The organism is Mycolicibacterium elephantis DSM 44368, assembly GCF_004014805.1.
Lineage (GTDB): Bacteria > Actinomycetota > Actinomycetes > Mycobacteriales > Mycobacteriaceae > Mycobacterium > Mycobacterium elephantis.
In genome coordinates this window covers 380,407-404,786 of sequence record NZ_ATDN01000001.1, presented here as the reverse complement: position 1 = coordinate 404,786, position 24,380 = coordinate 380,407, and the positions used below count along the sequence as shown (strand labels likewise).

Annotated in this window: 26 protein-coding genes, 1 tRNA gene and 1 pseudogene; 6 read left to right on the top strand and 22 right to left on the bottom strand. The window is 63.0% G+C overall.

Annotation, left to right across the window (positions count from 1 at the left end; genetic code table 11):
* Window positions 1-12 precede the first annotated feature (12 nt).
* Window positions 13-1,938 carry a DNA primase gene (gene dnaG / locus MELE44368_RS01925; protein ID WP_128106906.1) on the top strand — a complete coding sequence of 642 codons (1,926 nt, stop codon included), beginning with the start codon at window positions 13-15 and terminating at the stop codon, window positions 1,936-1,938.
* A gap of 66 nt (window positions 1,939-2,004) precedes the next feature.
* Window positions 2,005-2,298 (top strand): DUF7155 family protein, encoded by a 294-nt coding sequence (locus MELE44368_RS01920; protein ID WP_409366091.1) that lies wholly within the window; start codon window positions 2,005-2,007, stop codon window positions 2,296-2,298.
* Here MELE44368_RS01920 and MELE44368_RS01915 read toward each other — a convergent pair.
* Window positions 2,295-2,549: a hypothetical protein gene (locus MELE44368_RS01915; protein WP_128106904.1), complete on the bottom strand. Its 255-nt coding sequence runs from the start codon at window positions 2,547-2,549 to the stop codon at window positions 2,295-2,297. The genes MELE44368_RS01920 and MELE44368_RS01915 overlap by 4 nt on opposite strands.
* Window positions 2,550-2,698: 149 nt before the next feature.
* Here MELE44368_RS01915 and MELE44368_RS01910 point away from each other — a divergent pair.
* Window positions 2,699-2,771, top strand: a tRNA-Asn gene (locus tag MELE44368_RS01910).
* Between the two features lie 301 nt (window positions 2,772-3,072).
* Here MELE44368_RS01910 and MELE44368_RS01905 read toward each other — a convergent pair.
* The gene (locus MELE44368_RS01905; protein ID WP_128106903.1) at window positions 3,073-3,522 is read right to left on the bottom strand and encodes a hypothetical protein; all 450 of its coding nucleotides are present in this window, start codon (window positions 3,520-3,522) and stop codon (window positions 3,073-3,075) included.
* Window positions 3,523-3,553: 31 nt separating this feature from the next.
* Entirely contained in the window at window positions 3,554-3,718 is a 165-nt protein-coding gene (locus MELE44368_RS26525) for a hypothetical protein (RefSeq protein WP_164890003.1), read from the bottom strand.
* Window positions 3,719-5,722: 2,004 nt separating this feature from the next.
* Here MELE44368_RS26525 and MELE44368_RS01900 point away from each other — a divergent pair.
* Entirely contained in the window at window positions 5,723-5,989 is a 267-nt protein-coding gene (locus MELE44368_RS01900; RefSeq protein ID WP_206613643.1) for a DUF2188 domain-containing protein, read from the top strand.
* A 162-nt stretch (window positions 5,990-6,151) separates the two neighbouring features.
* Window positions 6,152-6,691: a hypothetical protein gene (locus MELE44368_RS01895; protein ID WP_128106901.1), complete on the top strand. Its 540-nt coding sequence runs from the start codon at window positions 6,152-6,154 to the stop codon at window positions 6,689-6,691.
* Between the two features lie 121 nt (window positions 6,692-6,812).
* On the opposite strand, the gene MELE44368_RS01890 is transcribed toward MELE44368_RS01895, so the two are convergent.
* The 18 genes and pseudogenes from MELE44368_RS01890 to MELE44368_RS01810 all read right to left on the bottom strand — a co-directional run bounded on the left by MELE44368_RS01890 (window position 6,813) and on the right by MELE44368_RS01810 (window position 21,415).
* Window positions 6,813-7,376: a hypothetical protein gene (locus MELE44368_RS01890; RefSeq protein ID WP_128106900.1), complete on the bottom strand. Its 564-nt coding sequence runs from the start codon at window positions 7,374-7,376 to the stop codon at window positions 6,813-6,815.
* Window positions 7,377-7,796, bottom strand: a complete 420-nt coding sequence (locus MELE44368_RS01885) for a hypothetical protein (protein WP_128106899.1) — start codon at window positions 7,794-7,796, stop codon at window positions 7,377-7,379. It lies immediately after the preceding gene.
* A 3-nt stretch (window positions 7,797-7,799) separates the two neighbouring features.
* The gene (locus tag MELE44368_RS01880) at window positions 7,800-8,990 is read right to left on the bottom strand and encodes a phage major capsid protein (RefSeq protein ID WP_128106898.1); all 1,191 of its coding nucleotides are present in this window, start codon (window positions 8,988-8,990) and stop codon (window positions 7,800-7,802) included.
* Window positions 8,991-9,527 (bottom strand): annotated as a pseudogene (locus MELE44368_RS01875) (HK97 family phage prohead protease); the annotation flags it as partial.
* Window positions 9,528-9,576: 49 nt separating this feature from the next.
* Window positions 9,577-10,731: a phage portal protein gene (locus tag MELE44368_RS01870; protein ID WP_206613642.1), complete on the bottom strand. Its 1,155-nt coding sequence runs from the start codon at window positions 10,729-10,731 to the stop codon at window positions 9,577-9,579.
* Window positions 10,732-10,775: 44 nt separating this feature from the next.
* Window positions 10,776-12,248 carry a terminase TerL endonuclease subunit gene (locus MELE44368_RS01865; protein WP_164890002.1) on the bottom strand — a complete coding sequence of 491 codons (1,473 nt, stop codon included), beginning with the start codon at window positions 12,246-12,248 and terminating at the stop codon, window positions 10,776-10,778.
* Window positions 12,248-12,595, bottom strand: coding sequence for a hypothetical protein (locus MELE44368_RS01860; RefSeq protein ID WP_128106895.1), 348 nt, complete (start codon window positions 12,593-12,595; stop codon window positions 12,248-12,250). The genes MELE44368_RS01865 and MELE44368_RS01860 overlap by 1 nt, the downstream gene beginning before the upstream one ends.
* Window positions 12,596-12,807: 212 nt before the next feature.
* Window positions 12,808-13,005: an HNH endonuclease gene (locus MELE44368_RS27280; protein WP_128106894.1), complete on the bottom strand. Its 198-nt coding sequence runs from the start codon at window positions 13,003-13,005 to the stop codon at window positions 12,808-12,810.
* Window positions 13,006-13,079: 74 nt separating this feature from the next.
* On the bottom strand, window positions 13,080-13,370 hold the full coding sequence (locus tag MELE44368_RS01850; RefSeq protein WP_128106893.1) for a hypothetical protein: 291 nt from the start codon (window positions 13,368-13,370) through the stop codon (window positions 13,080-13,082).
* Window positions 13,367-16,717 carry a hypothetical protein gene (locus MELE44368_RS01845; RefSeq protein ID WP_128106892.1) on the bottom strand — a complete coding sequence of 1,117 codons (3,351 nt, stop codon included), beginning with the start codon at window positions 16,715-16,717 and terminating at the stop codon, window positions 13,367-13,369. The genes MELE44368_RS01850 and MELE44368_RS01845 overlap by 4 nt, the downstream gene beginning before the upstream one ends.
* Window positions 16,718-17,019: 302 nt before the next feature.
* On the bottom strand, window positions 17,020-17,196 hold the full coding sequence (locus MELE44368_RS26520) for a hypothetical protein (RefSeq protein ID WP_164890001.1): 177 nt from the start codon (window positions 17,194-17,196) through the stop codon (window positions 17,020-17,022).
* Between the two features lie 620 nt (window positions 17,197-17,816).
* Window positions 17,817-18,191: a hypothetical protein gene (locus MELE44368_RS01840; RefSeq protein ID WP_128106891.1), complete on the bottom strand. Its 375-nt coding sequence runs from the start codon at window positions 18,189-18,191 to the stop codon at window positions 17,817-17,819.
* A complete protein-coding gene (locus MELE44368_RS01835; protein ID WP_128106890.1) occupies window positions 18,178-18,357 on the bottom strand; it encodes a hypothetical protein in 180 nt (59 codons plus the stop codon). Before MELE44368_RS01835 ends, MELE44368_RS01840 begins: the two co-directional genes overlap by 14 nt.
* Before the next feature lie 229 nt (window positions 18,358-18,586).
* Window positions 18,587-18,775, bottom strand: a complete 189-nt coding sequence (locus MELE44368_RS01830; RefSeq protein ID WP_128106889.1) for a hypothetical protein — start codon at window positions 18,773-18,775, stop codon at window positions 18,587-18,589.
* 125 nt (window positions 18,776-18,900) lie between these two features.
* The gene (locus MELE44368_RS01825; protein WP_128106888.1) at window positions 18,901-19,536 is read right to left on the bottom strand and encodes a hypothetical protein; all 636 of its coding nucleotides are present in this window, start codon (window positions 19,534-19,536) and stop codon (window positions 18,901-18,903) included.
* A complete protein-coding gene (locus MELE44368_RS01820) occupies window positions 19,533-19,880 on the bottom strand; it encodes a hypothetical protein (protein ID WP_128106887.1) in 348 nt (115 codons plus the stop codon). Before MELE44368_RS01820 ends, MELE44368_RS01825 begins: the two co-directional genes overlap by 4 nt.
* Window positions 19,877-20,071 (bottom strand): helix-turn-helix domain-containing protein, encoded by a 195-nt coding sequence (locus MELE44368_RS01815; RefSeq protein ID WP_128106886.1) that lies wholly within the window; start codon window positions 20,069-20,071, stop codon window positions 19,877-19,879. Before MELE44368_RS01815 ends, MELE44368_RS01820 begins: the two co-directional genes overlap by 4 nt.
* A gap of 186 nt (window positions 20,072-20,257) precedes the next feature.
* On the bottom strand, window positions 20,258-21,415 hold the full coding sequence (locus MELE44368_RS01810) for a tyrosine-type recombinase/integrase (RefSeq protein WP_128106885.1): 1,158 nt from the start codon (window positions 21,413-21,415) through the stop codon (window positions 20,258-20,260).
* Between the two features lie 402 nt (window positions 21,416-21,817).
* Here MELE44368_RS01810 and MELE44368_RS01805 point away from each other — a divergent pair, with 402 nt between their 5' ends.
* Entirely contained in the window at window positions 21,818-22,198 is a 381-nt protein-coding gene (locus tag MELE44368_RS01805) for a nuclear transport factor 2 family protein (protein ID WP_241566435.1), read from the top strand.
* Window positions 22,199-22,362: 164 nt separating this feature from the next.
* Here MELE44368_RS01805 and MELE44368_RS01800 read toward each other — a convergent pair whose 3' ends face one another.
* Window positions 22,363-24,285 carry an acyl-CoA dehydrogenase family protein gene (locus MELE44368_RS01800; protein WP_128106883.1) on the bottom strand — a complete coding sequence of 641 codons (1,923 nt, stop codon included), beginning with the start codon at window positions 24,283-24,285 and terminating at the stop codon, window positions 22,363-22,365.
* Window positions 24,286-24,380 lie beyond the last annotated feature (95 nt).

Below are 24,380 nucleotides of genomic sequence, written 5' to 3'. Positions count from 1 at the left end.
TAGACTGTGCCCGTGGCAGGCCGCATTCCCGATCGTGACATCGCGGCCATTCGTGAACGCATTCGGATCGAGGACGTGGTCGGCGACTACGTGCAGCTGCGCCGGGCGGGCGCGGACTCGATGAAGGGGCTGTGCCCGTTCCACGACGAGAAGACGCCGTCGTTTCACGTTCGCCCCAACCACGGCCACTTCCACTGCTTCGGCTGCGGCGAGGGCGGCGACGTCTACGCGTTCATCCAGAAGATCGAGCACGTCAGCTTCGTCGAGTCGGTCGAACTGCTCGCCGACCGCGTCGGCTACACGATCACCTACTCCGGCGCCTCGGCGACCAACGTGCAGCGCGACCGCGGCAGCCGCAGCCGGCTGCTCGCGGCCAACAGCGCCGCCCAGGAGTTCTACGGCCAGGCGCTGCAGTCCGAGGAGGCCGCCCCGGCACGCCAGTTCCTGCTCGACCGCAACTTCGACGCCGAGGCCGCCGCCCGGTTCGGCTGCGGGTTCGCCCCGTCGGGCTGGGATACGTTGACAAAGCACCTGCTGCGCAAGGGCTTTGAGTTCAAGGAACTCGAAGCCGCCGGGCTGTCGCGGGAGGGCCGCCGCGGCCCGATGGACCGGTTCCACCGCAGGCTGCTGTGGCCGATCCGGGCCAGCAGCGGTGAGGTGATCGGGTTCGGCGCCCGCCGGATCTTCGACGACGACCCGATGGAAGCCAAGTACGTCAACACCCCCGAGACCGTGCTGTACAAGAAGTCCTCGGTGCTGTTCGGGCTGGATTTGGCCAAACGCGACATCGCCAAATCGCACCGCGCCGTCGTCGTCGAGGGCTACACCGACGTGATGGCCATGCACCTGGCCAACGAGACCACCGCGGTGGCCTCCTGCGGCACCGCGTTCGGCGACGGGCACCTGGCGCTGCTGCGCCGGTTGATGATGGACGACAACTGGTACCGCGGCGAGCTGATCTTCGTCTTCGACGGCGACGAGGCCGGCCAGGCGGCGGCGCTGAAGGCGTTCGACGGCGATCAGCAGGTCGCCGGAAAGTCCTTCGTGGCAATCGCTTCCGACGGGATGGACCCGTGCGATCTGCGGCTGAAATCCGGCGACAAGGCGCTGCGGGACCTGGTGGCCCGGCGCATCCCGATGTTCGAATTCGCCATCCGCAACCTGATCCCCGGCGGTGACGTGCTCGACAACGACCCGCAGGCCCAGGTCGACGCGCTGCGCCAGTGCGTGCCGTTGGTGGCCAGGATCCGCGACTACGCGCTGCGCGACGAGTACGCGCGCCGGCTGGCCGGCTGGACGGGATGGAGCGACGAAGGCCAGGTGCTGTCGCGGGTGCGCGAGGAGGCCCAGAAGCGCGGCATGCCCGACCGCGGACGCCGCCGCGGCGCCGTGGCCGAACCGCCGCCGCGACGCGCAGCGGCCCAGCCGACAGCAACCGCGCGGCCCGATCCCAACGACCCCACCCTGTGGCCGCAGCGCGAGGCGCTCAAGGCAGCGCTTCAGTACCCGGCGCTGGCCGGCCCGGTGTTCGACTCGCTGACCGTGGAGAGCTTCACCCATCCCGGCTACGCGGCGGTGCGGGCGGCAATCGGGGCCGCCGGCGGCACCTCTGCGGGGCTGTCGGGCGCACAGTGGATCGAGACGGTCCGCGACAAGACCGCGGCCCCGGCCGCGGCGAGCCTGGTCAACGAGCTCGGCGTGGAGGCCATCAACGTCGACGACGACGAGCGCCTGCCGCGCTACATCGGTGGGGTGCTGGCCCGGCTGCAGGAAGTGTGGGTGGGACGCCAGATCGCCGAGGTCAAGTCGAAATTGCAGCGCATGTCGCCGGTCGAGCAGGGCGACGAGTACCACGCGCTGTTCGGGGATCTGGTGGCGATGGAGGCCTATCGCCGCAGCCTGTTGGAACAGGCCAGCGGCGACGACATGACTGCGTGAGTGCCTGTAACGCGATAGGGTGAACTCGCTATAAAACCGTCGGGGAACGGTCAGAAAGGCGTGCTCGTGACATCGACCAACAACCGGCTGCGGCGGCGCGTTGCTGCCGGCGCCGTCGCGGTGGCGGCCGTCGCGGCGCCGTTCGTGTCATCCGCGCTGGTCACCGCCGCTCCTGACCTTCAGGCCGCGCCGTGCTTGGCCTGGTTCGGCAACAAAGAAGACGGCCGGTGCCTCGGTTACTCCACCGGCAACGGCGTCAACGTCGGCACGCCGGAGATCGGCATCTACGGTCCCAACGGCCCGGGCTTCAGCACCGGTCCGCTGCTGCCGGGAACCACCATCACCGAGGGCATCAACTAGCGGCGCTGGCTGCGCTCCGCGGCCTCCGGGCCGATCACCGTGGTGTCGGAGTCGATCTCGGTCAGGGTGACCATGGTCGGATCCGGTGAGACCCGGTCGGCGATCTTGCGGCGACCCGCATCGATCACGGCCTTCGCGGCTGGGCTCTCGGTGACCGCCTTGTACGTTCCGGCGATCTGCTCGTACCGACGCCGGCCAGCTTTCGAACCCAACACGTAGCCGACAGCCAATACGACGAGATACCGGATCACAGGGCCCCTCCCAGTCGACGGTGCGTACCCGTCCATCCTGCCTCACGCGGCGGGGTGCGCGCCGGGTGGCGGCGTATTGGCGAGGCCCGCGGCACGTAGGCTAGAGTCATCCCTCGATCCGCGGGACGGTGACTTTCGCGGATGAGCGATCCCCTGTAGCTCAATTGGCAGAGCATTCGGCTGTTAACCGAAGGGTTGCTGGTTCGAGTCCAGCCGGGGGAGCAAGTATTTGCACAGGTGAAACCCTGTATATAGACCGCCAAAGCAAAAGGCATGCTATCTCCCGTGCTATCCGAAATAGTCACTAGACGGTTCTCTTTCACCGGAGACGCAATCTGCAAAAGCCTCGACGAAGTTGCCCCGTCGTCATTTTCGACGAACTCAGCAGCTGGGGTCGAGACCGCCGAGGCAGGTGATCGGTGCGTCCAGCGAGGCCGAAACTGAAAATCGCGGCAAGCGACTAACGCTGAACCTATGCGGCCCGCGTCGGACGCGGCGGGGCCGTCACTAAGTGAAATCGACGTTATGCATCGCGCCCAGCGAGCGCATCAAGCACCTGGTCGATAAATACCTCAATCTTCGCGCGTTCCTCCCGGTCGGGCACGGCTCCGGGCGAAGCGGTGATCGTTATCGGTCCGTCAGGGCTCCGAATCGTCAGTATTCGCCCTGTCTCCGCGCTGTTGTCACTCGGGTTGAAGTCGATCTCAAAGGCGACACCCGCACTGGTGACATTGTCGAGTTGAATCACCAGGCCGGTGATCTGCGCGTCCAAATCGTGGACGCCTCTGCACTGCAGCACATAGAAGCTGCGGCCGTCGATCCAGAATGCGGACCTCAGACCTCCGTCAACGAACCCCAATTTCGCCTGTGCATGTCGGGCTAGGTGTCGGAGCGCGCTCACGTACGCGTTCGGAATGTTCTCGACGAACCGTCCGAACCACTCTTGCTTGAAATTGTCATCACCGTCAGCCATCTCCCGATCGTATCGGGTCGTATCAGGCTGATTACTGCGTTGGGATCTGCCATACGTTGACGTGCCCGCATTTGCAGTCGATGCTGACGGTATCTTCGGTCGAACCCTTCCGGCGATCAACCCATGCGCCGGTGGTCTGCTTGCACCCCCCACAGGTCATCGTGCCGAGGTCGATGTGTTCCCACTCGTCGCTCATGCGTTCGAGCTTAGCCGCTGATGCCCGTATACGGAGCAGTAGCGACTGACGCTCATGTTCGTATTCTGACCAATGTAGCTACGGAATGGCCCTTGTGTTCCGAAATTGATTAGCTAGAACACTCTCTAGTACTTTCGAAACACGCTGTAGGCGCGGTAATTTCAGCATCGTTCCATAGCTTGGATTGCCGAAAAAGAATCGCAGCGCCTGCCACGCAGGCCATGCGGTACTTGCGTACGCCGAAAGGAGTTCGACGTGGGGAAGCCATCTTGTCAACCTCCCGCCACATGGCACACCTTTGCGGACAAGCTGACGCCGCAACAGATCGCGTTTCTGTGGAAGTGTGACCGCAGCCCCGACCACCCTGACGGCTTAGACGCGCACCGGCGCGGGTTGATCAGGCAGGCCCTCCTTTATTCGGAGTTGGGGCCGGGTGGCTTGAACTGAAGGCCCTCGTTCCCATCCCACCTTATGCTCAATGACGTGAGTCGCGCGCTGTTGACGATCGTGGTTCTAGTGGCACTCGTGAGTGGCTGCGCCACGAGCACGACAAGCAGTGGCAGCACGACCTCGCCATCCGCAGCGGTGTCTGGACCACGCTCGCAAGTCATAGAGAATTTGACGCTGCCCAGAGGCGCGGATCTCATGAAGGGTGACACCAAATATGAGATGTGGGTAGTACCGGGCTCAGTGTCCGATGTGTTGTCCGAAGTTGAACCGCAGCTGCCGATCTCGCGAAGTTATGGCTCTCTCCCCTGGTGTAAGACGGTTACCAAGGCAGACGAAACGCGATGGTTGTGGGGGTCGCCTGACGATGGCCTGTCGGTGTCCGTCTACCCGGATAAATACCAAGGCACCGGGACACGTGTAGCGATCATGACCGGCATGGATGGGGGTTTCCTCGCGACAGACTGCGCCGCCTAACTCGACACCACCAGCAGCACTGACGATGGTCCGATGCCGCCGGCAATTCGCTTGGTTCGATGACCGCCGCACAACTGAACAGGATGGCAACCGGCTGGTGTGGGTCGAAAATTAACAGTCGCACCGCAACACCAGTCACACCAGTAACAACACCCAAGAGTTAGCGCGCGACACGCCACGAAAAATGAAGCGCAAACCGAGGAACCATGTGGAATGCCAGTAAAATTCTAGCTGGAGATTGAAGCCGGGCAGACGCGTCCACGTCCACCCGGCTTCATCTCAGCCGCTGGGGCTAGCAGGTTCGCCGGTTTGCTCTCTCCAAAAGGGTCCCCGGTGGGTTCGACTCCCACTAGCTCCAGCGCAATACTTTACTTTTCCCGGTTCCGTCCCTTGCCTCGCTGGCCCCTCCCAGCTGGCGAACTTGACTGTACGCAATTTTGGAAAACATGTCACGCATAGACGCGAGGTGTTGCGCTACTGAAACGCTGCCGCCGTTGGCCAGTCTTGGTATACGGACTGTTGCCAGATGTGAAAGAAACGTTGCCGCCGACGACTGCAACTGCCCAGATATGGAACGTTCAGTCGGTAGACCCCCACCGTCAGACTCGCGGCGCCTGGTCGCCCACGCCGTTGCATCTATGCAGGCAGGGTATTCCCAACGTGCGAACTCCAGCAAACATGGCGTTCGGAAGCGCATGGCACCCGGCCGAACTCGCGTTCCGTGTAAGTTCTCTCCGATGGGGTCGAGCGCAACCCGCAAGTGCGGGCAATGCGGCGAACAGGCCGAACTTGTACAGGGGTCCGAGCAAGTCTTGTCGGGCACTCCCACGGAACCGATCTACGTTCGCGCTACTTTTGAATGTCCGAACGGCCACACGCGGTATGGCCGCATCCAGACATAACTCATCCCGAAGTCGGCCCCATAGAGGTAACACACTGAGCCTTGGCTCGTCGCGACCAGTGCGTTGTTATCGCCGTGAGTAACGCAGCCGGTCGGCGGGCGGGTGCTTATACCGCGGTCTTCGCAAATATTCGCGCATTCGTGGCCGCCCGGCGTGTCGCCGCAATCTTGTCGGACCGATGTGGAACGGTTGCGGCATGGCAAGTAAACCGAACCAAAGAAATGTGGTGCCCAACCCCGAGGGCGGCTGGGACGTCACCAAACCTGACGCCAGTCGGGCTAGCGCTCACTACGATAGGCAGTCCGACGCAATCGACCGGGCGCGGCAGATCCTTCAAAACGATGGCGGTGGCGAGCTGCGTATCCACGACCGCCAAGGCAGAATTCGCGACTCGGACACGATCCCACCGGGGAATGACCCGAATCCGCCGCGGGACAAGCGGTAGCCGGAATGAACGACGAGGCGTCACCGCAACCTGCAAGTCAGCAGGAACAGCCACCCACACCATCCCCGCCGCCTGCAGAAAACAACCCGCCTCCTCTGACTGACTGGGGATCGAGCGTTTGTGTTCGCGGCGGCGCGAATTTCGATACGAAGGACGACCGAATTGAGCGGCGTAGCCGGTGAGTCACCGGCGGAGTCCACACCGTCGGTCTTCTCAAACCACGTCCGCTACGTACTCGACCGGGAGTTCGAGCGCGCTGATCGCAGCAACGGTCGTGCTGGAACTATCTTTAAGGCCCAGATTGCGATTCTGACTGTCGCCATCGGTGTAATCGCAATCGTCTACCGGGACGGGCATGGACTCATGCTCGATGTAGCCACGGCCGGAATTTTCGGCGTTGCGGCGTTCATCGCAGTCGTGGCACTTCTCGCGGCTGCCTTCGGACAATCAATCGCTGTGAAGTCGACGCTCACAGATGAGCAGACGTTTGACAAGATGCTGAGTCCAGAGCACTGGTATGCCGACGCGAACGCTTTGTATGTAACCGCTTGTCGGGATCGAGATTCGGTCATCGAATTGCGGAAGAGCAACGACAAGCGTGCATTGGTGACCGATATAGCGTTGTGGTGCCAGGTCGTCTCAGTCATCCTGGCTGTAGCTGCCATCGGGCATGAAGTAGCAAGCCGTTTGGGTTACGTGTGATAACCGGCCGCGCCAACGTTGAGCGGCCATGCGAATCACGTGGCGGCGGTTTGCGGATTCGTCACCCCATACAGTTAACGTGCTTGCCATGACGCATGAAGCCGGGCGCGGGGACTGCCACTCACACCGCGGCCCAAAGGCGGCGGTAGGGCGACACACTGGCCAACACGTCTGCATCGAGTTCTTGGTTTCCTGTTGCCGCCCAGCCGTATTCGACGTCATCGACGCGATGCCTGCTTAATGCGCCGGCGACGTTTTCTCTGCGGTCGTAGAAGCGGCTGGCTTGGACGATCGTGGCGTACACGATTGGGTAGGGCACGGTGGCCCAACCGAATTCGGCAGTAACCGCTACCTCGCCGCGCGGTCCGGTGTATTCAATGCGGGTCCACGGCTGGCCGTTGGCGGGTGCGTTTCTCGGCAGCAACGTGACGTCGACAACGGTGCCGTCGACCTCGACAACAGGCTCAGTGCAAATGTCGTCGACCGAGACTGTCCACCGGTCGCGGTGCCATTCGGGTGTGTAGTAACGCGTCTGGGAGTCCGTTTTGCCGAACTGTCGGCCGCAGGCCCGGTCGATGGCGCGTGATGCGGCGTCGATGGCTAAGGTGAGCTGCTCGGTGTCCTCATTGGGGACACCGAGCCAGCTCGCCAGCTCGTCGGCAACCGCGTAGGCGGGTGCCCACATTTAGACCCCCGAACTGACCGCGTAGACCTTGGCCGTGGCGGTGAAGCTGTCAGCGGTGCCCACCTTGGAGACACGGCAGCGCAGCCACGGGCGGTCTGACCGGACGCGCACGAACGTGTGCGCGTGCGCGTCGCCGGGGCCTAATTCGGTCAGGGTGCCATCGGTGACCGCAGCGGCCGGGGTGCCGATGCCGTCGTCGTCGGGTGCGTCCTGTACTGAGAAGGACACCAGGTCGGCGCTTCCCTGTGTGGTGGCGGTGAACTCGACAAGCACCTTGTCGCCGTGGGCGTAGTCAGTGTCGGGCAGGTGGATATCGTTGGGGTCGCCGAAATCGAAGTTGTTCCAATTGTTGTTGGTCACGGCGACCTTGGCCGTCCCTAAGAGCTTGAGGTCGGTGCTGGCAAGATCGTTTACTGCCATCGTTTACTGCTCTCCCGTCACTGCGACATAGGCATGGGCATTTTGGGGAACGGCGTCCATGCGCGCATACACGGCGTATTGGACCTCGCGGTTGGATGCCATGCGGGTGATCGGGTCGACTATCAACTGAATGTCGCGAACTCGGCGGATCACGTAGCCCTCCGACAGGTTGCCGAACGCGCCCCAGTTGACGGTGTTGTTGTCGACGTCGATATCGGCGAACGCCTGATCGACCACGACCGGGTAGCCGAGCAGCACGCCGCCGCCGGTCGACACGGCCATGTCGGCGTCGGCGGGGCGCCAGATCGGGTCACCGTGGCTGTCTTTGATCTTCTTGATAGCGGCTAGAGACTGATCGTTGAACGCCCACACCGCGCCGTTGCGGTATGCCGGGTCCACGGAGTGGATGAAGGTGATCAGATCGTCGTAGGTCACGCCCTTGGTGTCGTCGGCCAACTCGACACCGGTCAGACCGTGGACGAGGCCCTTGGGCTGTCCCGTGCCGTCACCGGTTACCAGGTGGGTCGACTGCAGGCGTGCGACACGCTCACCGAGCTTGCCCGCCACGAACGACTCGATGTCGAAGGCGCTGTCCTGCAACAGTTCGATCGACACCCGCAATGGGTTGTTTCCAGCGCCGCCGGCGGTGTAGGTGTAGGCGCCAAGCGAAGCGGTGCCAAAGGTCAGATCAGCGCCAGAGGCGAAGGTGCCGCCCTCGGCGACGATCTCGCCGACGTTGGCGGTGTCGTCCACGGTTGGCCACTGAAGGGACTGACCGGTTTCGGTGTTGATGGTCTCGGCGGCGTTGGCGATTCCGCCGAAAGCCTTCATCCGGTCGATGATCTTGGTGCGAAAGCCGTCTGGCACGGTGTAGCCACCGGCAGATGGGGTGCCTTCACTCTGGGCGCGAAGCTCGGCCAGGTCAGCGTTGGCCTGCCCGGTGCGAAGATACGCGGTGAATGCCCGTTCAAGGGTGTCGTCTTCCTTGGGGCTAGCGACGTTCACGCCAGCGGTCAGTGAGGCATTGGGCGCCTGATATGCGGCCTGTCGCGAACGCAGTTCCTGCGTCTTCTGGGCGGCCTTGAGTTGGCTTTCCAGGTCCTCGTACTGCGCAACCTCTTCCTCCGTGAGGGAGCGGTTTTCGCCGAGGTCGGCGATTTCCTGAAGCTTCGCCAGGATCTCTTCGATGGTCAATCAGTTTCCTTTCGAAAGGTACACGCGGGCTTTTGCCCGAATGCGTTGAGTGCGGCCGTCGATGGCCGCGACGAGCGTGCGCACGCTCGCGGAGGTGGTGGGGTTGGCGCCGAAGTTCACGACCGACACATCACCCTTATGCAGGTCTACGGCCGAAATGGTGCGCAGTGATTCGGGGTCGGTGAAGCCGGGTGCTGCTTCCCATTTCTGGGCCTTGACGCGGAATGCGAAAGACATTTCATCCATGTCGCCGCGGCGCATCTTCGGCTCGAGCCGCTGCACGTCAGGATCTGAGCGGTCCAGTACGGCAACGACCTTCAGGCCGTGGTCGTCCACAGACAGGCTCAAGGTGCCTGATTTTGTGCGTGCCAGCGGCATGCCGTCGTGGTTAATCAACAGGTGCAGATCGGGTATAGCTCGTAGTGTTTCGTCGAACGCATGGCGATCCAACTGTTCGATCCAGCCGTGATTGGCTGGTCCGCCGTACATCTCGTAGGGCTGAAACGTGGAGGCGTAGCCGGTCAGGGTCAGCGTGTCGGGGTCGCTGTTGACGTCGAACGGTGTCCGGTATTCCCAGAGGTTTAGATCATGGTTGTGTTTCGTTGTTCTGTTCCTGCTCTTGAGAGTCCGGCAGCGGTGGCCGGTTCAAAATGGCTCGCGCCTCGGCGTTGGTCAGCAGACCGGCTTGGGTCTGCGCGATGAGAAGGCTGATTTCGGCTTCGGGGTCAGGTGACACCAGGGAGCGGAAATCGAACTCGGCTTTGCGGCCTTCGGGCAGCAGCCGGGTCAACCGCGCCTCGATGCGACGCGTCCACGGTTCGAGGGTGTACTTGGCGTAGCCACGGTTCTGCTCGGACAGGCCGGCGCCAAAGCTCGTCTGCTTCTCTGTCTGTCCCAACAGGTGTGGCGGGATGCCGAACCATCGCGAGACCTCATCGACAGCGAACGCGCGGCTTTCCAGAAACTGCGCTGACTCGGGGTCGATCGACCACGGCGTGACCTTCAGCTTTCTGTTGATGACGCTGATGCCGCCTGCGTTGGTCTCACCGCCGGCCTTGCGGTCCAGCGCCTCTTTAACCGCCGTGGCTTCATCCTCGGTCAGCGTGTCCTCGGGGGTGACAATCGCCGACGAGAGCAACCCGTTCTGAAATAGTCGGGTCGCGCTGCGTTCAGTAGCAATCGCCTGCCCCAGAGAGTTTTTCGCAATCTGGATCGGTGAAACACCTGTGTAGCCATCCAGTGAAATGCCGGGGATATGGACGATCTCGCGGTCGGTGAATTGCTTGGTCTGTCCGTTGTCGAGCTGGACCCGGTAGAGCTTGCGGCCGTTCTTTACCTCGACACCGACACACTGCGGCGGGATGGGTTGGAGCCCGAGCAACTGCAGTGCACCGCCGCGTTGCTGAAAGAAATAGGCGTTTCCGTGAAGCAAGAGGCTGACCATGAGGAACTCGACCCATTCAAAGCCGGTAACCCCATCGGGTCCGGCCGGGTCATCCAGCCACGACGCGGTGCGCTGTGTGGTGCCGTCTGCGTTGGTGACGACCGTGCGCAAGGGCAGCGATGCAATAGAGCCGCTGATGAGCGACACGCATCGGTAGACGGCCGATAGCCCCAGTGCGGAGCGGTCGTTGACTGAGACGCCGGCCAGCGACGGCGCGCCGCCAAACAATGTGACGATCTGCGGGTCCCTGATCGACCAGTTGCGGGTTTCGGGTGGTTCATAGGGTGGGTCAGGCACGCGGAATATCCGCGAGAAAAGGCTCAAATGGTTCTCCGAAGTAGTTAAAGGCAGACAAGCTTGGGAAGTGGCTGCACCGGGTGCTCGGCGCGGTCGTGGCACATCGCCAGCGCGGCAGCGGCGTCGATCTTGCCGCGGCTCTTGTTCTTGGACAGCACAAACCCGCGTTCGTTGTGGCGCGGTATGGCGTTCAGTATCTGGCGCGCGTACTGTTCGTTGCCGTCGTGGCTGATCGCGCCTTTGACGATCGCCTCGTAGAGGCTGACGTAGGCCGGGGTCATGCGCTCCAATGACTGAGGGAACTCCACCATCGGCAGTCCCTCGTCGGCGAGCATCTGGCCGGGGATCTCAAACAGGCGCGGATCGTAGGCGCACTCGCGGAGGTCATAGAGGCTGTCCAGCTCGCGCAAAAACGCCATCACCGATGACAGGTCGATTCGTTCGTCCTTGGTGGGCTGCCAGATTCTGGCGACCGTGTGCAACATGCCGTCAGGGCGGCGTTGTGCGTACACCACGGCGGTCGTGTCGCGCTTGATACCGACGTCGATACCGACCCACGTGGGGGCCTTGGGCACAAGCTGGTAGTCCGATTGCAGTGCGCCCCAGATGGTTCTACCGTCAGGCCCCAACCAGTTGTCGGTGCCCTCGACCCAGCGACCCAAATGGAAGATCTCGAAGTGGCTCAGCGGGGAGGTCTCAATCGCCACCCGCAGAGCGTCAATCGACTGATACCCCGCATCCAGTGCGGGACAGGCGATACGCCAAGTGTTCTCGTCGTAGGGGTCGAGCCCCTCGGCGGCGCTGTACTCGGTGAACGAGAACCCTGGTGGGCGTTTACCGTCGAGCCAGGCCTCGCGCAGATGCCACAGGGCGTTGTCGCGGTCCAGGCCGGGTGTGCCGATGGCCACGATCACCGAACGGGATCGCTTACCAGAGGCCAGCACCATCGAGGACCACGACTCGATGGGCTGAAATCCGATCTCGTCCACGACAGCGATAGGGCCAGGGTCCAAGCCCTGCAACCCATCGGGGTCGTTGGACACCGGAAAGCAGACCCCGTCGTTGTAGCCGACCACGAAGCGGCTATCGCCGATGGCGGTGTAGCAGATGCTCCTACGGGACAGCTCCGGTTCGGTTTGGATCATCGCCACCGCCACGTCGTAGACCGACCTCTTGGCCTGCCCTACCGTGGTGGCCATCACCGGCACCTGCGGGGCGCCATCCTCGTAGCGGTCGAACGTCGCCCACACCGCCAACGCGGCCAGCAGCGTTGACTTTCCCTGTCCGCGTGGGCATTGCAGGACCGCTTGGCGCACACCGGGCGCGAGGATCTCAGCGAGCCACTCTTTTTGGAATCGGGCCAACTTCAAGGGCTTGCCGTAGCCGTGGCCTTTTGGCGAGCGGCAATAGGTTTCGATGAAGCGGATGGCGCGCTTGGCGGGCTCCTTCGTCTTCCAGCGGTACCAGGGCGGGTCAGTGAGGTCGGCATACCGACTACGGGCATTGCCGTTGCCCACTACAGTTCGACGTCCGTCCAACGTGCCGCAGCCTTAGTGAACATGTAGAACGCTTCGGTGGCGCCGTGCTCAGCGGTCGCACCACGGCCGAACTCCAAGGTGTTCACCTTCGCCGGGTCGTCGTCTGATCTGACGGTGCCGATCTTGATCGGGCGGTATCCGAGACGCTTGTACGGCGTGCGCCGGCCCTGCACCTCGATCGACGCTTTGGCGGTGCCGGTGTCCACCGGGACGAACGACTGCACCGTGTCGGCAACCCGGTCGGGAATACGCTCCAGTTGTGCGCGCAGTTCGGCGTCGTTCGCGATCTCGTCGAGGATGGCCCGCTCGATCTCGTCAGCGTCCATTGTTTGCTGCCTTCTGTATAAAGTCCTGCATAAATTTCCTTTATAAGCGTGCGCGACGGGCCGGGCGTCCAGCAGGCGAAATACCTGTGAACTTTTTACGCCCTCTGACCTGCTGTTATGACGTAGATGGCCTATTAGCGCCCATTGACCAGCGGTAATGCGAATAAGTCGCTATGCATGACGGGATGCGATAGAGGTTTGCTGGCCAGGCGTCAGCGGTTGCCTCGGCTGTAATTGCAATGCGCACAGGCTGGGCGCACGTTGAGCCGGCCATGCCCGCCACCCTTGGACACCGGCACGACGTGATCCCACGTGCTGGCCTGTCCGGTGCATCCCGGTAGGCGCAACTGACACGCACCCGATGGGCGACCCAACGCCCGATACGCTGCCGACCCATACGTGGCCCGCATACGCGCACGCCGACAGCGCGGACACCGGCTGTCGTCCGTCAGTCGTCCGCATTCGAGACACGGGCGGTGGACCTTCACGCCATGTCCGCCAAGAGCTGGTCCTGCAGCGCCCGCATCGCCGGTTCAGCATCGCCAGCCAGCGTGGCCAGATGCATTGCCGACGTGGCGAGTAGCCGCGCCGCCACCCGGCCGAGGCAGTATGCGCAGTCACGGACCTCTTCCATGTGCAGCGCGACTACATCGGGCGCGGCGTTCAGCGTGGCCAAGAGAAGCCGCTGCACGCGAACCGATTCGACGTTTTCGGCGTGGGTCGGGTCGGCCTCCCACAACGCACAGCGAATGCAATCAACCGTCTGCATGCTCATCGGCCCGTCCACGCCGAGCCAGCCTGAAACGCAAGGTCCGACATCGACTTAGCCGTGTCACGATGAGGCGCCTGCACCCAGTCGCCGTTGATGAAGACGCCATACTGAGGGCTTGGTGGCTGACCCTGTTGCCCCTGTTGGCCTTGCTGGTCCTGTAGCGGGGCCTGGGTCTGTCCGGCCTGGTTGGGCAGTGCGGGACGCGCACCGGCAATACCCGCTGCGACGCGGCCTAGCCACGAATCCTGCAGGGCGCTGTCGAGACCGAAGGTCTCCATCAGCCCCTGAACGCCGATGCCTGCCGCCTGACCGGCGTAGGAGACCGTGCGCTGAATCAGTTTCATCGCCGTTTGTGCGGCTACGCCAGCGGCTGCTGCGCCACCGTCCATGCCACCGCCGGCGGCTGCTGCCATACCGGCGCCGATCGCTCCGTCGCCACTGATGCCGAAGCCGCCGCCGTTGGGCTGCCATCCGCCCTGTCCCGCCGCTTGGCCAACAACGGGTGTCGGCCCCATGGGATTGGCGAACGGGGCTGCCTGTGGCATGCCAGCGCTGAGTGGGCCACCCGGCATCGGGGGAACGTTAGCCAGCGACGGCGGGCCTGCGGGCGGCGCGTAGCTCGGTGCGTACTGCGGTGCACTGGGGTACGCCGGTGCGACAGGCTTGAACCAATGGTCGGTAAACGTTGGGTTGAGTGCGCCCTGGCCCTGGCCGAGCACGATGCCGCCGTGGCTGCCGCCTGACTCGAACGCCTGGCCGTTGGGCAGCGTGGCAGCCATGTGGCCCTCATTCAGGCCGACGTTGAACGCGCCGGGTTGATATCCGCGCTGCCAGCCGTTCTGCTGGGCGTAGGCGGCGAAATTGTCCGTGGTGAACAGGCGACCCTGGCCCACGCCGCGACCGGTGAGGACTGCGACGAGTTCGGACACCGCGCCTGAGCAGTCGGCCAGGCCGTTGACTAGATCGGTTCCGCCCCAATCGTATTGACCGCCGTTGGCGTGCTGGGCCAAGGCATACATCTGTGCCAGGTTTGGGGGCATTGCGCCCTGCGACGTGTACTGCTCCTGCGGCAGTCCGGTGAACTGCGGGCCGAATGTTCCTTGCGCGGCGAGCATCCCGAATAAACCGTGGCCGCCCTGTGAAGGGCTGGCGTTCTTGATCGCGCTGAGCTGTCCAAGAACCGGAGCAGCGGCCAGGGTGGCGATAAAGCGCACCAGGTTGTCGGCTAGGCCAGGAAGTCCATCTGAGAGTCCCAGATCCTCGTCAAGGTTGGCCGAGATGTCTTGGAATGTTGCAGCGGCGCCACGCATTTGGTTCGCGAACTTATCCGTCGAGGACTGCTTGGCTTCTTGAAGGCGAAGCTCCGCCTCATAGGCTTCACGTTCAGCCTTTGCCCGGTCGTTGCGCGCGTCTTGGATCTCTTCGGCCGTCGCGTCGTTGCGCTGAAGCAGCGCATTAAGCTCCGCTTCGGACTGGGCCAGTTCGTGCCTAGAGTCGATTACCGTGCCGGCTGCGGAGTACAGCGATGCCGTGACGGGGAAGCCCTGCAACAGCGACATCGGGTCGGTGTTCGGATAGGGCACAACAGGTTTAGCCGGATCAGAACTACCGCCGCGGGCTGCGCCCGGGGAATCGAAATAGCTGCCCTGTGGCCCCCAACCCGGCCCTCTCTGGTTCAAGCCGCCGACACTGGCCCCGATGCGCCCGGCGGTCGCGCCAGGCGGTAGCGGCAGGCCGGTGAACGGGTCGATACCTGCCGTGGGTAACGGATCGGTCGGCTTGGGCATCCAGCTCCCGCCGCGCTCGGGACCGGTCAGATTCAAAGGCCCCGCGTTCTGCCATTTCGGGATATTGGGAAGATCGACCGGCGAAAACTTGTTCGCGGTGTCGATCGCCTTACGGATAGGTTCGAGCATCGCGTCGAATGCCTGGCCGATTTTGTTGATAATCGGTAGTACGGCATTTCCGACGCCCTCAACAATGCCTTTGAAGCCCTCCATTGCCTTGCTGGCCAATTCGATGTATTTCGCCCACGGAAGGAGGGTGCCTGACACCATTACCGCCGCGGTTGAAATGGCGGGCATCATTTCTTTAATGGCCGGGAGTATCTCAAGTATTTCAGGCAATATCTTTTGCCCGATTGGGGCCAGCGACATAAATGCCTCACCGAGTTGCCAGGCGGCCTCGCCCAGTTGCTTGACGGTGGTCAAGCCTTCACTGATCCACTGTTTCAGTTGGCCGGACTGCTGCGCTTCGCGCACGAACGCGGCAAACGACTCCGCGGCCTGCGCAGCAGAACTCGCCAGGTCGGGCAGAAAGTCTGACCCGGTTGCTAATAGGTTGGCCAGCGCCGAGGTCAGCGGCCCAGCAGCACCGCTGAGATTTTGGAACGCGGAAACGATGTTGCTGACGGTGGTCGATATCGCCTGCTGGGATTCGGGGGTCATTAGCTGATCGACAACACCGGAAAGCATTTGATTGAACGCACCCGCAACACCGGTCGTCATCCGCTGGATCGTCGGCAAAAATTGGTTGGTGAGGGCGGTAAGCTGCTGGCCAACATCGGCAAACAACGCATTCTGCGCCGCGTTCTTCAATTGGTCGAATCGCGGCAGCAGATTCTGAATCGCCAGCGCCGCCTGCTGGGCATTAGGAGCCAACTCTCGCAGCCCCTCGGCGAACTTTTCGGGGTCGCGAATGTCTTTGAGTGCATCGCCGAATCCGAGAGTCGCAATTTTCAGCGTCCCGAACCCGGCAGCGGCGGCGCCGACAGCACCGGGCAATAGCCACAAACTTTGCGCTGCTGACGCGGCTATACCAGCGGCGTATACCAATGCCGCGGAGACGGCACTAATTGCCACAGGTGCACCGATGCTGCCCAGTGCGCGGAAGACGGCACCGGTCCGCACGACCTCGTTTCGAACATTCTCCCAATCAACGCCACGCGCACTGTCGCCCACGCTGGCAAGCGCCTTCTGCGCCACCCGCGCATCGGCTTCCAGACCGCCGTAGGAGGCGCGCAAGTCACGCACCGCGCGGTCGTGCGCACGGTGGCTCTTGAGGACGCGATCCGACGCCCTGGACAGTTTGTTGAGGTTTTGTTCACCCGCATCCAGCATCCTGTTGAGGGTCTTCTGCTCATCGTGGACTTTGCGTGTCGCATCTGCCAACTTGAGCTGCGCCGCTTGGATTCTCGCGCTTCGGGATTCAAAGCCGCGACCAAAGTTGGTGGCGAAGTTCTGGCCCGCCTCGCGGCCAGCGCGCTCTAACGGGCGCTTGATGTTTTCCGCGGCGCGATCAACCGAGTTGCGATGGACCCTGGCTAATACGTCGACATGCACGTCTGCCAATGGAACTCCTTAAGAGAATTAAAGTTTGAGGACGGCGCCGCGCCCGCTGGAATCGGCGAGCAAAGCTCAAGCGCGGGTTGGCACACCAGCGGGCCACCGGGCGACGAAGAGGCTAGGAGTCGCTACCGGAGTGCGGCGTCGTCGTGTGGGAACCGGACGGAGAAGAGGTGCCCGGCCCCAAGTACCGGGGGGTGAGTTCGGCGGGAAATGCGATTCCCGCGTCTCAGCGTCGCTGTGAGCGGCAAACACGCCGGAAGGGATAGGAAACGGGCGTATCTTGCCGTCAAATCGCTTGTGGTCGCTTAATCGAGTTGCTCGGCGGTATCGACCAAGGCATCGGCGACCGCGATCGCATCAGTCGGCCCGAGGATCAGATGATGCGTGCGGCCGTTCACGGTCCGACTGAGCCGGATCAATCCCCGGGGTGTCAGGTCAATTTCATACGGTTCGCCGACCGTCGCCGGGATAGTCGTCGTCACTGGTGGGCCGCGCCCGTGAGCGCGGTGCGAACGACGGTGACATAGACGGTCATGCCGTCGTACACGCCACGCCAGCCGCACGGGTCGGGCGCTAGTTGAATGTCGATCGTCGTCCCGTCGTAGCTGACGGCGCTGATTTCGGTGAAGTTCAGTTTGGTTCCCCTGTTGTGTGAAGTCTTCGGTTGGCCCCGGGACGCCTTAAGCGGGCCGCGATTAACCCCGCCTCGCGGCCGGCGCTGCTAGCCAGGGCGAGCCATTTCCTCGTTGACCTATCGACCGCTGATCAACCGGCGAGCGCCGCTCACGGGCCGACGACAGCCCAATTCGGAAGAGAGGTGAGTGCCCTCTCAACGGGAGGTTGCAGCTCCCGCAGGGAAATCAACCCCGAGGATTCTTTAGAAGGTTTGGCTCGCTTCGCGAGGTGCGTTCCTGCGCGCTGCCGCGCGTGCGGGGCTAAGTGGGTTTGCCGTCGGTCGACCCTCAGCGCCGTCGCCCCGTGGTGGGCGAAGCCTGGTCAGCACTGATAAGAGTCATAGAAGGGCGGCGCATTGCCGCAGGTCAGAGCGTTGACACTTGGCCATTTCGGCCAATCACCTTGGCCATTATGGCCAAGAATGGCGTCAATTCTTGGCCATTTCGGCCAATTTTTGACCTCGGTTGCGCTTGCCGTGGTGGACAGCGCATGGGTCATTCTCGTGGCCCAGCCAGCCCTTGACTACATGCCCGGGCACCACCAAACACCGGGCGCTCGACTCGTACATCAGTAGGCCCGAAGCTTTTGCTTTGGCGATCCCACGCGAAAGCGAGTCGGGACGGACGCCGAGTATCCGTGCCAGCTCACCCGGCTTGAAACACGCGTGGCCGTTTCTGCGTACGCTGCCATACGCCATGAACGCAACGCGGAACCGCAGCGGCATATCGGCGTTCAGCGCTAGTGCCCGACAGGTCGCCGGGTTAAGCTTCACGAACTTGTCGTAGTCATTATCGAGCGTCAATCTTGTTCATCGTTTCCGCCCGTGTTGGGCTATCAGCGGATATCAACTTCTGCATATCGGCGATGAGCTTTAGCGCTTCGTCGCGATCAAGCAGGACGAAGCTTTTCCCTTGGATGATGTGCACGCCACCGTTTTGGCGCTTGGACAGCCGAATCGGATTGTTCACTGGTCCTGTTCCTTTGTCGGCGCGGCCGAGATAAAGCTTGTCGCTGTGTCCATTTCGCGCATTCGCACTTCTAGTCGTTCAAGCGTTGGCTCTGGGCAACCCTGGGCACACAGTGTGATCCACGCGATCCAGCGGCGAAATTCCAAGTCGTCTATTTCACCGGCTAGGTATTGGTCGGCCGCCATTTTCGCTTGGTGGTAGAGGACTGCGATATCGTCAGGCTGTGGGCTCATCGGATACCCATCGACTGGCATTCCTGCAGCGTTCGATAATCGGCGTTCTGCAGGACGGCGATAGCTTCGCCGCCCGACAGCCCGCGCGCCTCTGCGGCGTGTAGGAGGGCCATAGCCAGCCGCTGCCGGCGGCGATATTTGGCCTGCCTCGCCCGCGTGGCCTCTTTTGATTCGCCGGTACTCACGTAGTACTCGGTAGTGCTTAATGTCATCTGGTCGCGCCCTTTCGCAGACGGTCGCCATACGGAAAAAGGTCAAAAAAATAGCGAGAGAATCTATCTCTATCCATAGAGTGAAAGTGGAGAACTAATTAACCAGCGCCGACGCCGACCATTGGCGACAGGCAACCCGGCGACCATTCACTGCCGCCCCACGGCGTCCCGGCGACCTCGCAAAGCAAGCTGACCCATTTGCGCGGCATGACGCGCACCCGCGGGAACTCGCCGCGGGGAAACTCACCGCTCAATGTCTTGATCTGCCAGCCGTGGGCCGAAGCGGTCAAGTCGTCGACCTCGGGGTGCGAGCGCGGCGCGACTCTCATCGTCTCCCGCCCGGGCGCATGGTTTTGTGTCTTCGGTGGGGGGTGCCAGTCGGGCCAGCAGATGCGGCAGACACGGTTACCCGTGCCCCACACCGCGACGTTCTCATCGATAAGCGGATGCCCGCGGCGGCAACAGAATTGAACCTTCCGATAGCCGATCTCGGGCCAGTAGCGCCGGAAGAGCGCCGCCACTGGCATCCGCACCGTTGCGCCGTCGATGCGCAGCGACACCCGGCCAGCACCGTCAGGCTTTAGCCGCCGAGCTTGCAGGACTCGTAACGAGCCAGCCTTGCCGGCCACGGTGCGCGGACGCGACCAGACTTCGCCGTCGGCAGTGATTAAATACGCTGGGGCCTCGGTGATCGTGCGGGCGGTGCTGTCGGTGTCGGCGAGCGGGCCGCTCACCGACCGCCGTCGTCGGAGGAATGCTCGCCACTGACCACTTCACGCCGCCGTCTGATGTTGGGTGCATCGCTGATCGGGCCATCCAAATCGCGGTGATGAACTCGCGCACTGTGATTGTGCTGAAGTTCCTTCGGCATCACTTGATCCAAGTAATCGCCAACGGTGATTGCCGGCCCGGTCTCAGGGAGCACGATCAGTTCGTCGGTCTCGGTGCGGCCAGTGACGGGACGCCGCCAGATTGCGGGGCCGTCGATTTCAATGTCGTTCTCGACCGGCCAGACGTGGAACTCAACAACGCCGCGCTCGTGGCAGGCGTGGCGGGCCGGAGTGGGTTGGTAGCTCATCGGGCGCCGCCCACCGGTTGCCCCAGCTTCAGAAGTGATTCGCGGTCAATTCGGATCGCGCGTACCCCGATGCGGCGGGCCTTCAGTTGTCCGCTCGCGATCAGCCGCCGGATATGCGTGGACGAGCAATTCAGATGGTGCGCTGCCTGCGCGATCGTGGGTTGTGCGGGCAGTGCCGGAAAGTCGAACATATAGAGATTCCTCCCGTGGGCATGCCTTGGCCCGGATGGCCTCGGCTCTAGACACGTGCCCGAACTTGCGGGAGAAGAAGGACGCTGCTGGTGTCTGGGGCCAGTCTAGCGCACTGGTGTCCTAAATCCCGACGCAGATATTGTCATTTCTGACACTCCGTCAACGGGTTTCGTAGGCGCGAGCGCCTACAGAACACCGTTTTCGGCGAGTTTAGATAGGCCCTCAGCCACCTCGGCATCCCTGCCGGATGCTATCTGCTGGTAGATCAGCGACGCTTGCACCGTCTTGTGACCAAGCCTGCCCATCGTCTCCACCAAGTTGCCCACCCGCGCCGTCTGCGTGCCCGCAAAATGACGCAAGTCATGGATGGTGGGTCGTGGTTTCTTCTCGCCATCGCGGCCGATTTCCGTAAGTGCGCGATCAAAGTAGCTTTCGCGAAAAACCTTGTCGCGCAAGTGGCATCCACCCCGCGCGGGCGGGAACAGTAGCGCCTCGGCATCCTTCGCTACGTGGGCTTTCAGGTGATGCTGCAAGGCGGGGCGAACGTGCGGGGGCACAACGACCTTGCGGGCCTCGCCCGACTTCGGCGAGTCGATGACACAGGCCTTATCGCGATGGGTGACGGCCCGCCACACGCTGATCTCTGCGCAACCCTGCCCAACGTCTTTGCGTCGGAGTTCGGTCAACTCGCCCCACCGGAGACCGCACCATGCCGCGATCAGGATGAACGCCTTGAATTTTTCGGGCCGAATCGCGTCGGCAAGCTGGCCGACCTCGGCGACGTCGAGAATCACCGGTTGGCGCTTGCGGGTCGCCTTCGCGGCGCCCTTGATCTGAGCGGGATTGACCGAGATGAGTTCGTCGGCAACAGCGCTAGCGAGCATACTGTGAAGCAACCCGTACGCGTGTGCCCTGTAGGTCGGTTTGTCCGCGAGAGTGCGGGCATGCCAGTCCCGCACCGCCTGTGGCGTGACGTCTTTGAGTGCCAGTTTCCCGAGTTTCGGCTTGATGTGTTCATCGAACAGTCGCGTGTAATGACTCTTGGTGCGCGGCTTGAGCGGCTGCCCGCCCTTGGTGCGTTGTTCGATCCACGTAGGCCCGTAATCCGCAAGGGTGACGCCTCGCGCCTTGCGTTCGGCTTCACGCTGAGCGGGCGGCGTCCACTCGTCGCGCTCGATGGCTCGGCGTTCATCAGCCAGCCATCGCTCGGCGTCGAGCTTCGACGTATACGTGCGCGGTGCCCGATGCCGCACCAGATCCGGCCCGACGTACGAGGCTTGGTAGCGACGCGAGGGCAGTCGGCGAACAAACCCCCAGCCGCGCCGCCCCTTCTTACCTGCCATTCAGTCACACCTTTTCGTGCTATCTGCGAGGCCATCCGCGTGCTATATAGCGGGGGTTATGGCGATTGCTGAATCTAGCTGTTGGTGGATATCATAGCAGGTAAACAAGTGAATCAGCTGCAAGGAAGATTGCTAGGGCGGCTAATTCGAGTCCAGCCGGGGGAGCAAGTATTTCGCAGGCTCTGCCGGGCGAAAATGCGAGCTCCGGCGGGTGACCGTATTTGCACCCGCAACCTCGGCGATTCCGTTCCACCAGAACCCGATTGTTCCTGCTCGATCCGGGCGGACAATCGACACGGCGGCGAACGGTCTGACTGATCGAGGAGCCGCGCCGAGCGGACTCCCGAAGACCGGCCACGCCTTCGCGGCCGAACTATCGGATGCGAAGAACGGGAGGTCGAAGTGGACAACAAAGAGATCATCAGGCGGGGCTACGACGCCTTCGCCGCCGGCGATCTGGACGCCGTGATGGAGCTGTTCGACGACGACATCGAATGGGTTCAGCCGGGCCGAAGCACCGTCAGCGGCACCTTCCACGGCAAGACCGAAATCATGGAGCAGTTCGGTCGGCTGGCCGCCAAGGGATTGACGGTCAAAGTCGAGCGGCTCGTCGCCGAGGACGATAATGTGGTCGCGATCACAGAAGTGTCCGCGGGGGGCGAAACCGGTCAGGACGCCGACGTGTTCACACTGCGGGACGGCAAGGTCGTGCGTGTCGATGTCCATGGCGACACGGCCCTGCTCGAGCGCGTGTACGGGACCAAACAGCTCGCCGCTGGCTAGCGGAGAGCACTTCGGGCGCCGGCCCGTCACCGGGGAGGTGGCGGGCCGACGCGCTTTCAAGCCCGAGTTTCCCCAGCCCAGCAGACCCAGAAGGTGCCGTTCTCGCCGGGATCGCCACCATCTGCGCTTTTCGCGCAGGAAGATCCAGGAAGATCCAGGACGATCTACGTGTCGACGATGTTCTCCGGGTGCAGCATCTCGGCGTAGCGCAGCGGCTCCGGAATACCGAACCCGTCGACCAGCAATTCCGCATAGGGGCGCAGGTTGCGGCAGCGCTCGTTGATCCCGCGAGTCACCGCCTTGGCCCGCTCGGTGGACAGGAACCGGTGCTCCATATACCAGGCGCGGTCCTCCTCGAACACCGACAACGCATACAGGTCGCAGACCATGTCGAGGATCTTGCGGGCTTCCTCGTCCTCGCACGCGTCGATGCCAGCCACGAACGCCTCGAGGATGACGCGGTCGATGTGGGCGCGTGCGGCGTGCAGCACGTGATCCTGCACGGCGTTGAACGCCTCGAATGCACTCATCTCCTTGGACTTGCCCTGCAGCCGGCGCGCCACCGTAGACAGCATGTACTCTTCGCGGTCCTCGAACATCTTGATCTGGGTGCCGCGGTTGAACAGGCTGCCCTCTTCCTCGTTGTCCTGCCGATTGTCCAGAATCGTCTGGATGATCGGTTGTGCCGCAGTGCGTTTCAGGACGCGGGTGCCGACGGTCTCGGCGGCGAAGCGCACCCATTCCACCGGGCTCATGCTCTTGACGTCGTCGGCGTAGTCGGTGAGCAACTGCTTGGCGACCAACTGGGTCAGCACATGGTTGTCACCTTCGAACGTGGTGAACACGTCGGTGTCGGCCTTCAGCGCGATCAACCGGTTCTCGGCCATGTAGCCGGCACCGCCGCAGGCTTCCCGCGCCTCCTGGATCGCGCGGGTGGCATGCCAGGTGTTGGCCGCTTTCAACCCGGCCGCGCGTGCCTCCAACTCGCGCTGCTCCTCGGGATCCGGGTGATCGGAGGTCTGCAGTTCGTGGCACTTGGCCACCAGTTCGTTCTGCGCGAACTGCAGCGCATACGACTCGGCGATCAGCGGCAGCAGCCGACGCTGATGCACCAGGTAGTCCACGATGAGCACTTCGTGGTTGGTGTCTGGCTCGGTGAATTGCCTGCGCTGCAACGCATATCGCGTGGCGATGTCGAGCGCCACCCGCGCTGCCGCGGCCGCGCTCCCGCCGACCGTGACCCGTCCGCGGATCAACGTGCCCAGCATCGTGAAGAACCGGCGGTTCGGGTTCTCGATCGGCGAGGAGTACGTCCCGTCCTCTGCGACGTCGGCGTACTTGTTGAGCAGGTTCTCCCGCGGAATTCGCACATGGTCGAACTGGATGCGCCCGTTGTCGACTCCCGGCAGGCCGCCCTTGTAGTGGTTGTCCGACGTGGTCACGCCCGGCAGATCGTTGCCGTCCTCGTCGCGCAGCGGGACCACGAAGCAGTGCACCCCGTGGCCCTCGCCGTCCAGGGTGAACAGCTGGGCGAAAACCGCTGCCACCTGAGCGGTTTCGGCTGCACCGCCGATGTAGTCCTTACGGGAGGTGCGGGTGGGGGAGTCGATGATGAACTCTTGGGTCGCCGGGTCGTAGGTCGCGGTGGTCTCGAGCGACTGCACGTCGCTGCCGTGGCCGGTCTCGGTCATCGCGAAGCAGCCGAGCAGCTCGAGGTTGATGATCTTCGGCACGTACTTCTCGTGGTGACGTTCGGTGCCGAGGTTCTCGATGGCGCCGCCGAACAGCCCCCACTGCACCCCGGCCTTCACCATCAGCGACAGGTCGGACATCGCCAGCATCTCGATCTGGGTGATGGCCGCGCCGACGTTCCCGTTGCCGCCGTGCTCCTTCTTGAACCCGTCCTCGGCCGCGCCTTTGGCGGCCATGATTTTCATCTGCTCGGCGACTTTGGTGCGGGCGATGACGGTGTTCGGGGTGTAGTGCGGGCGGAACACCTGGCTGGAGAGTTCCTCGCGCATCTGGTTCTTCACATCGCGCCAACGGCCGTCGAGCGCATTGCGCAGGTGCTCTGCGGTGGTGGTCATACCTCACGGTATCCCGACGCGGGACGACGCAAACGTGATGCGACAAACGCAGGTAAATCTGACTGGATCCGGCAGAATCAGGTGGGGTTCCATCG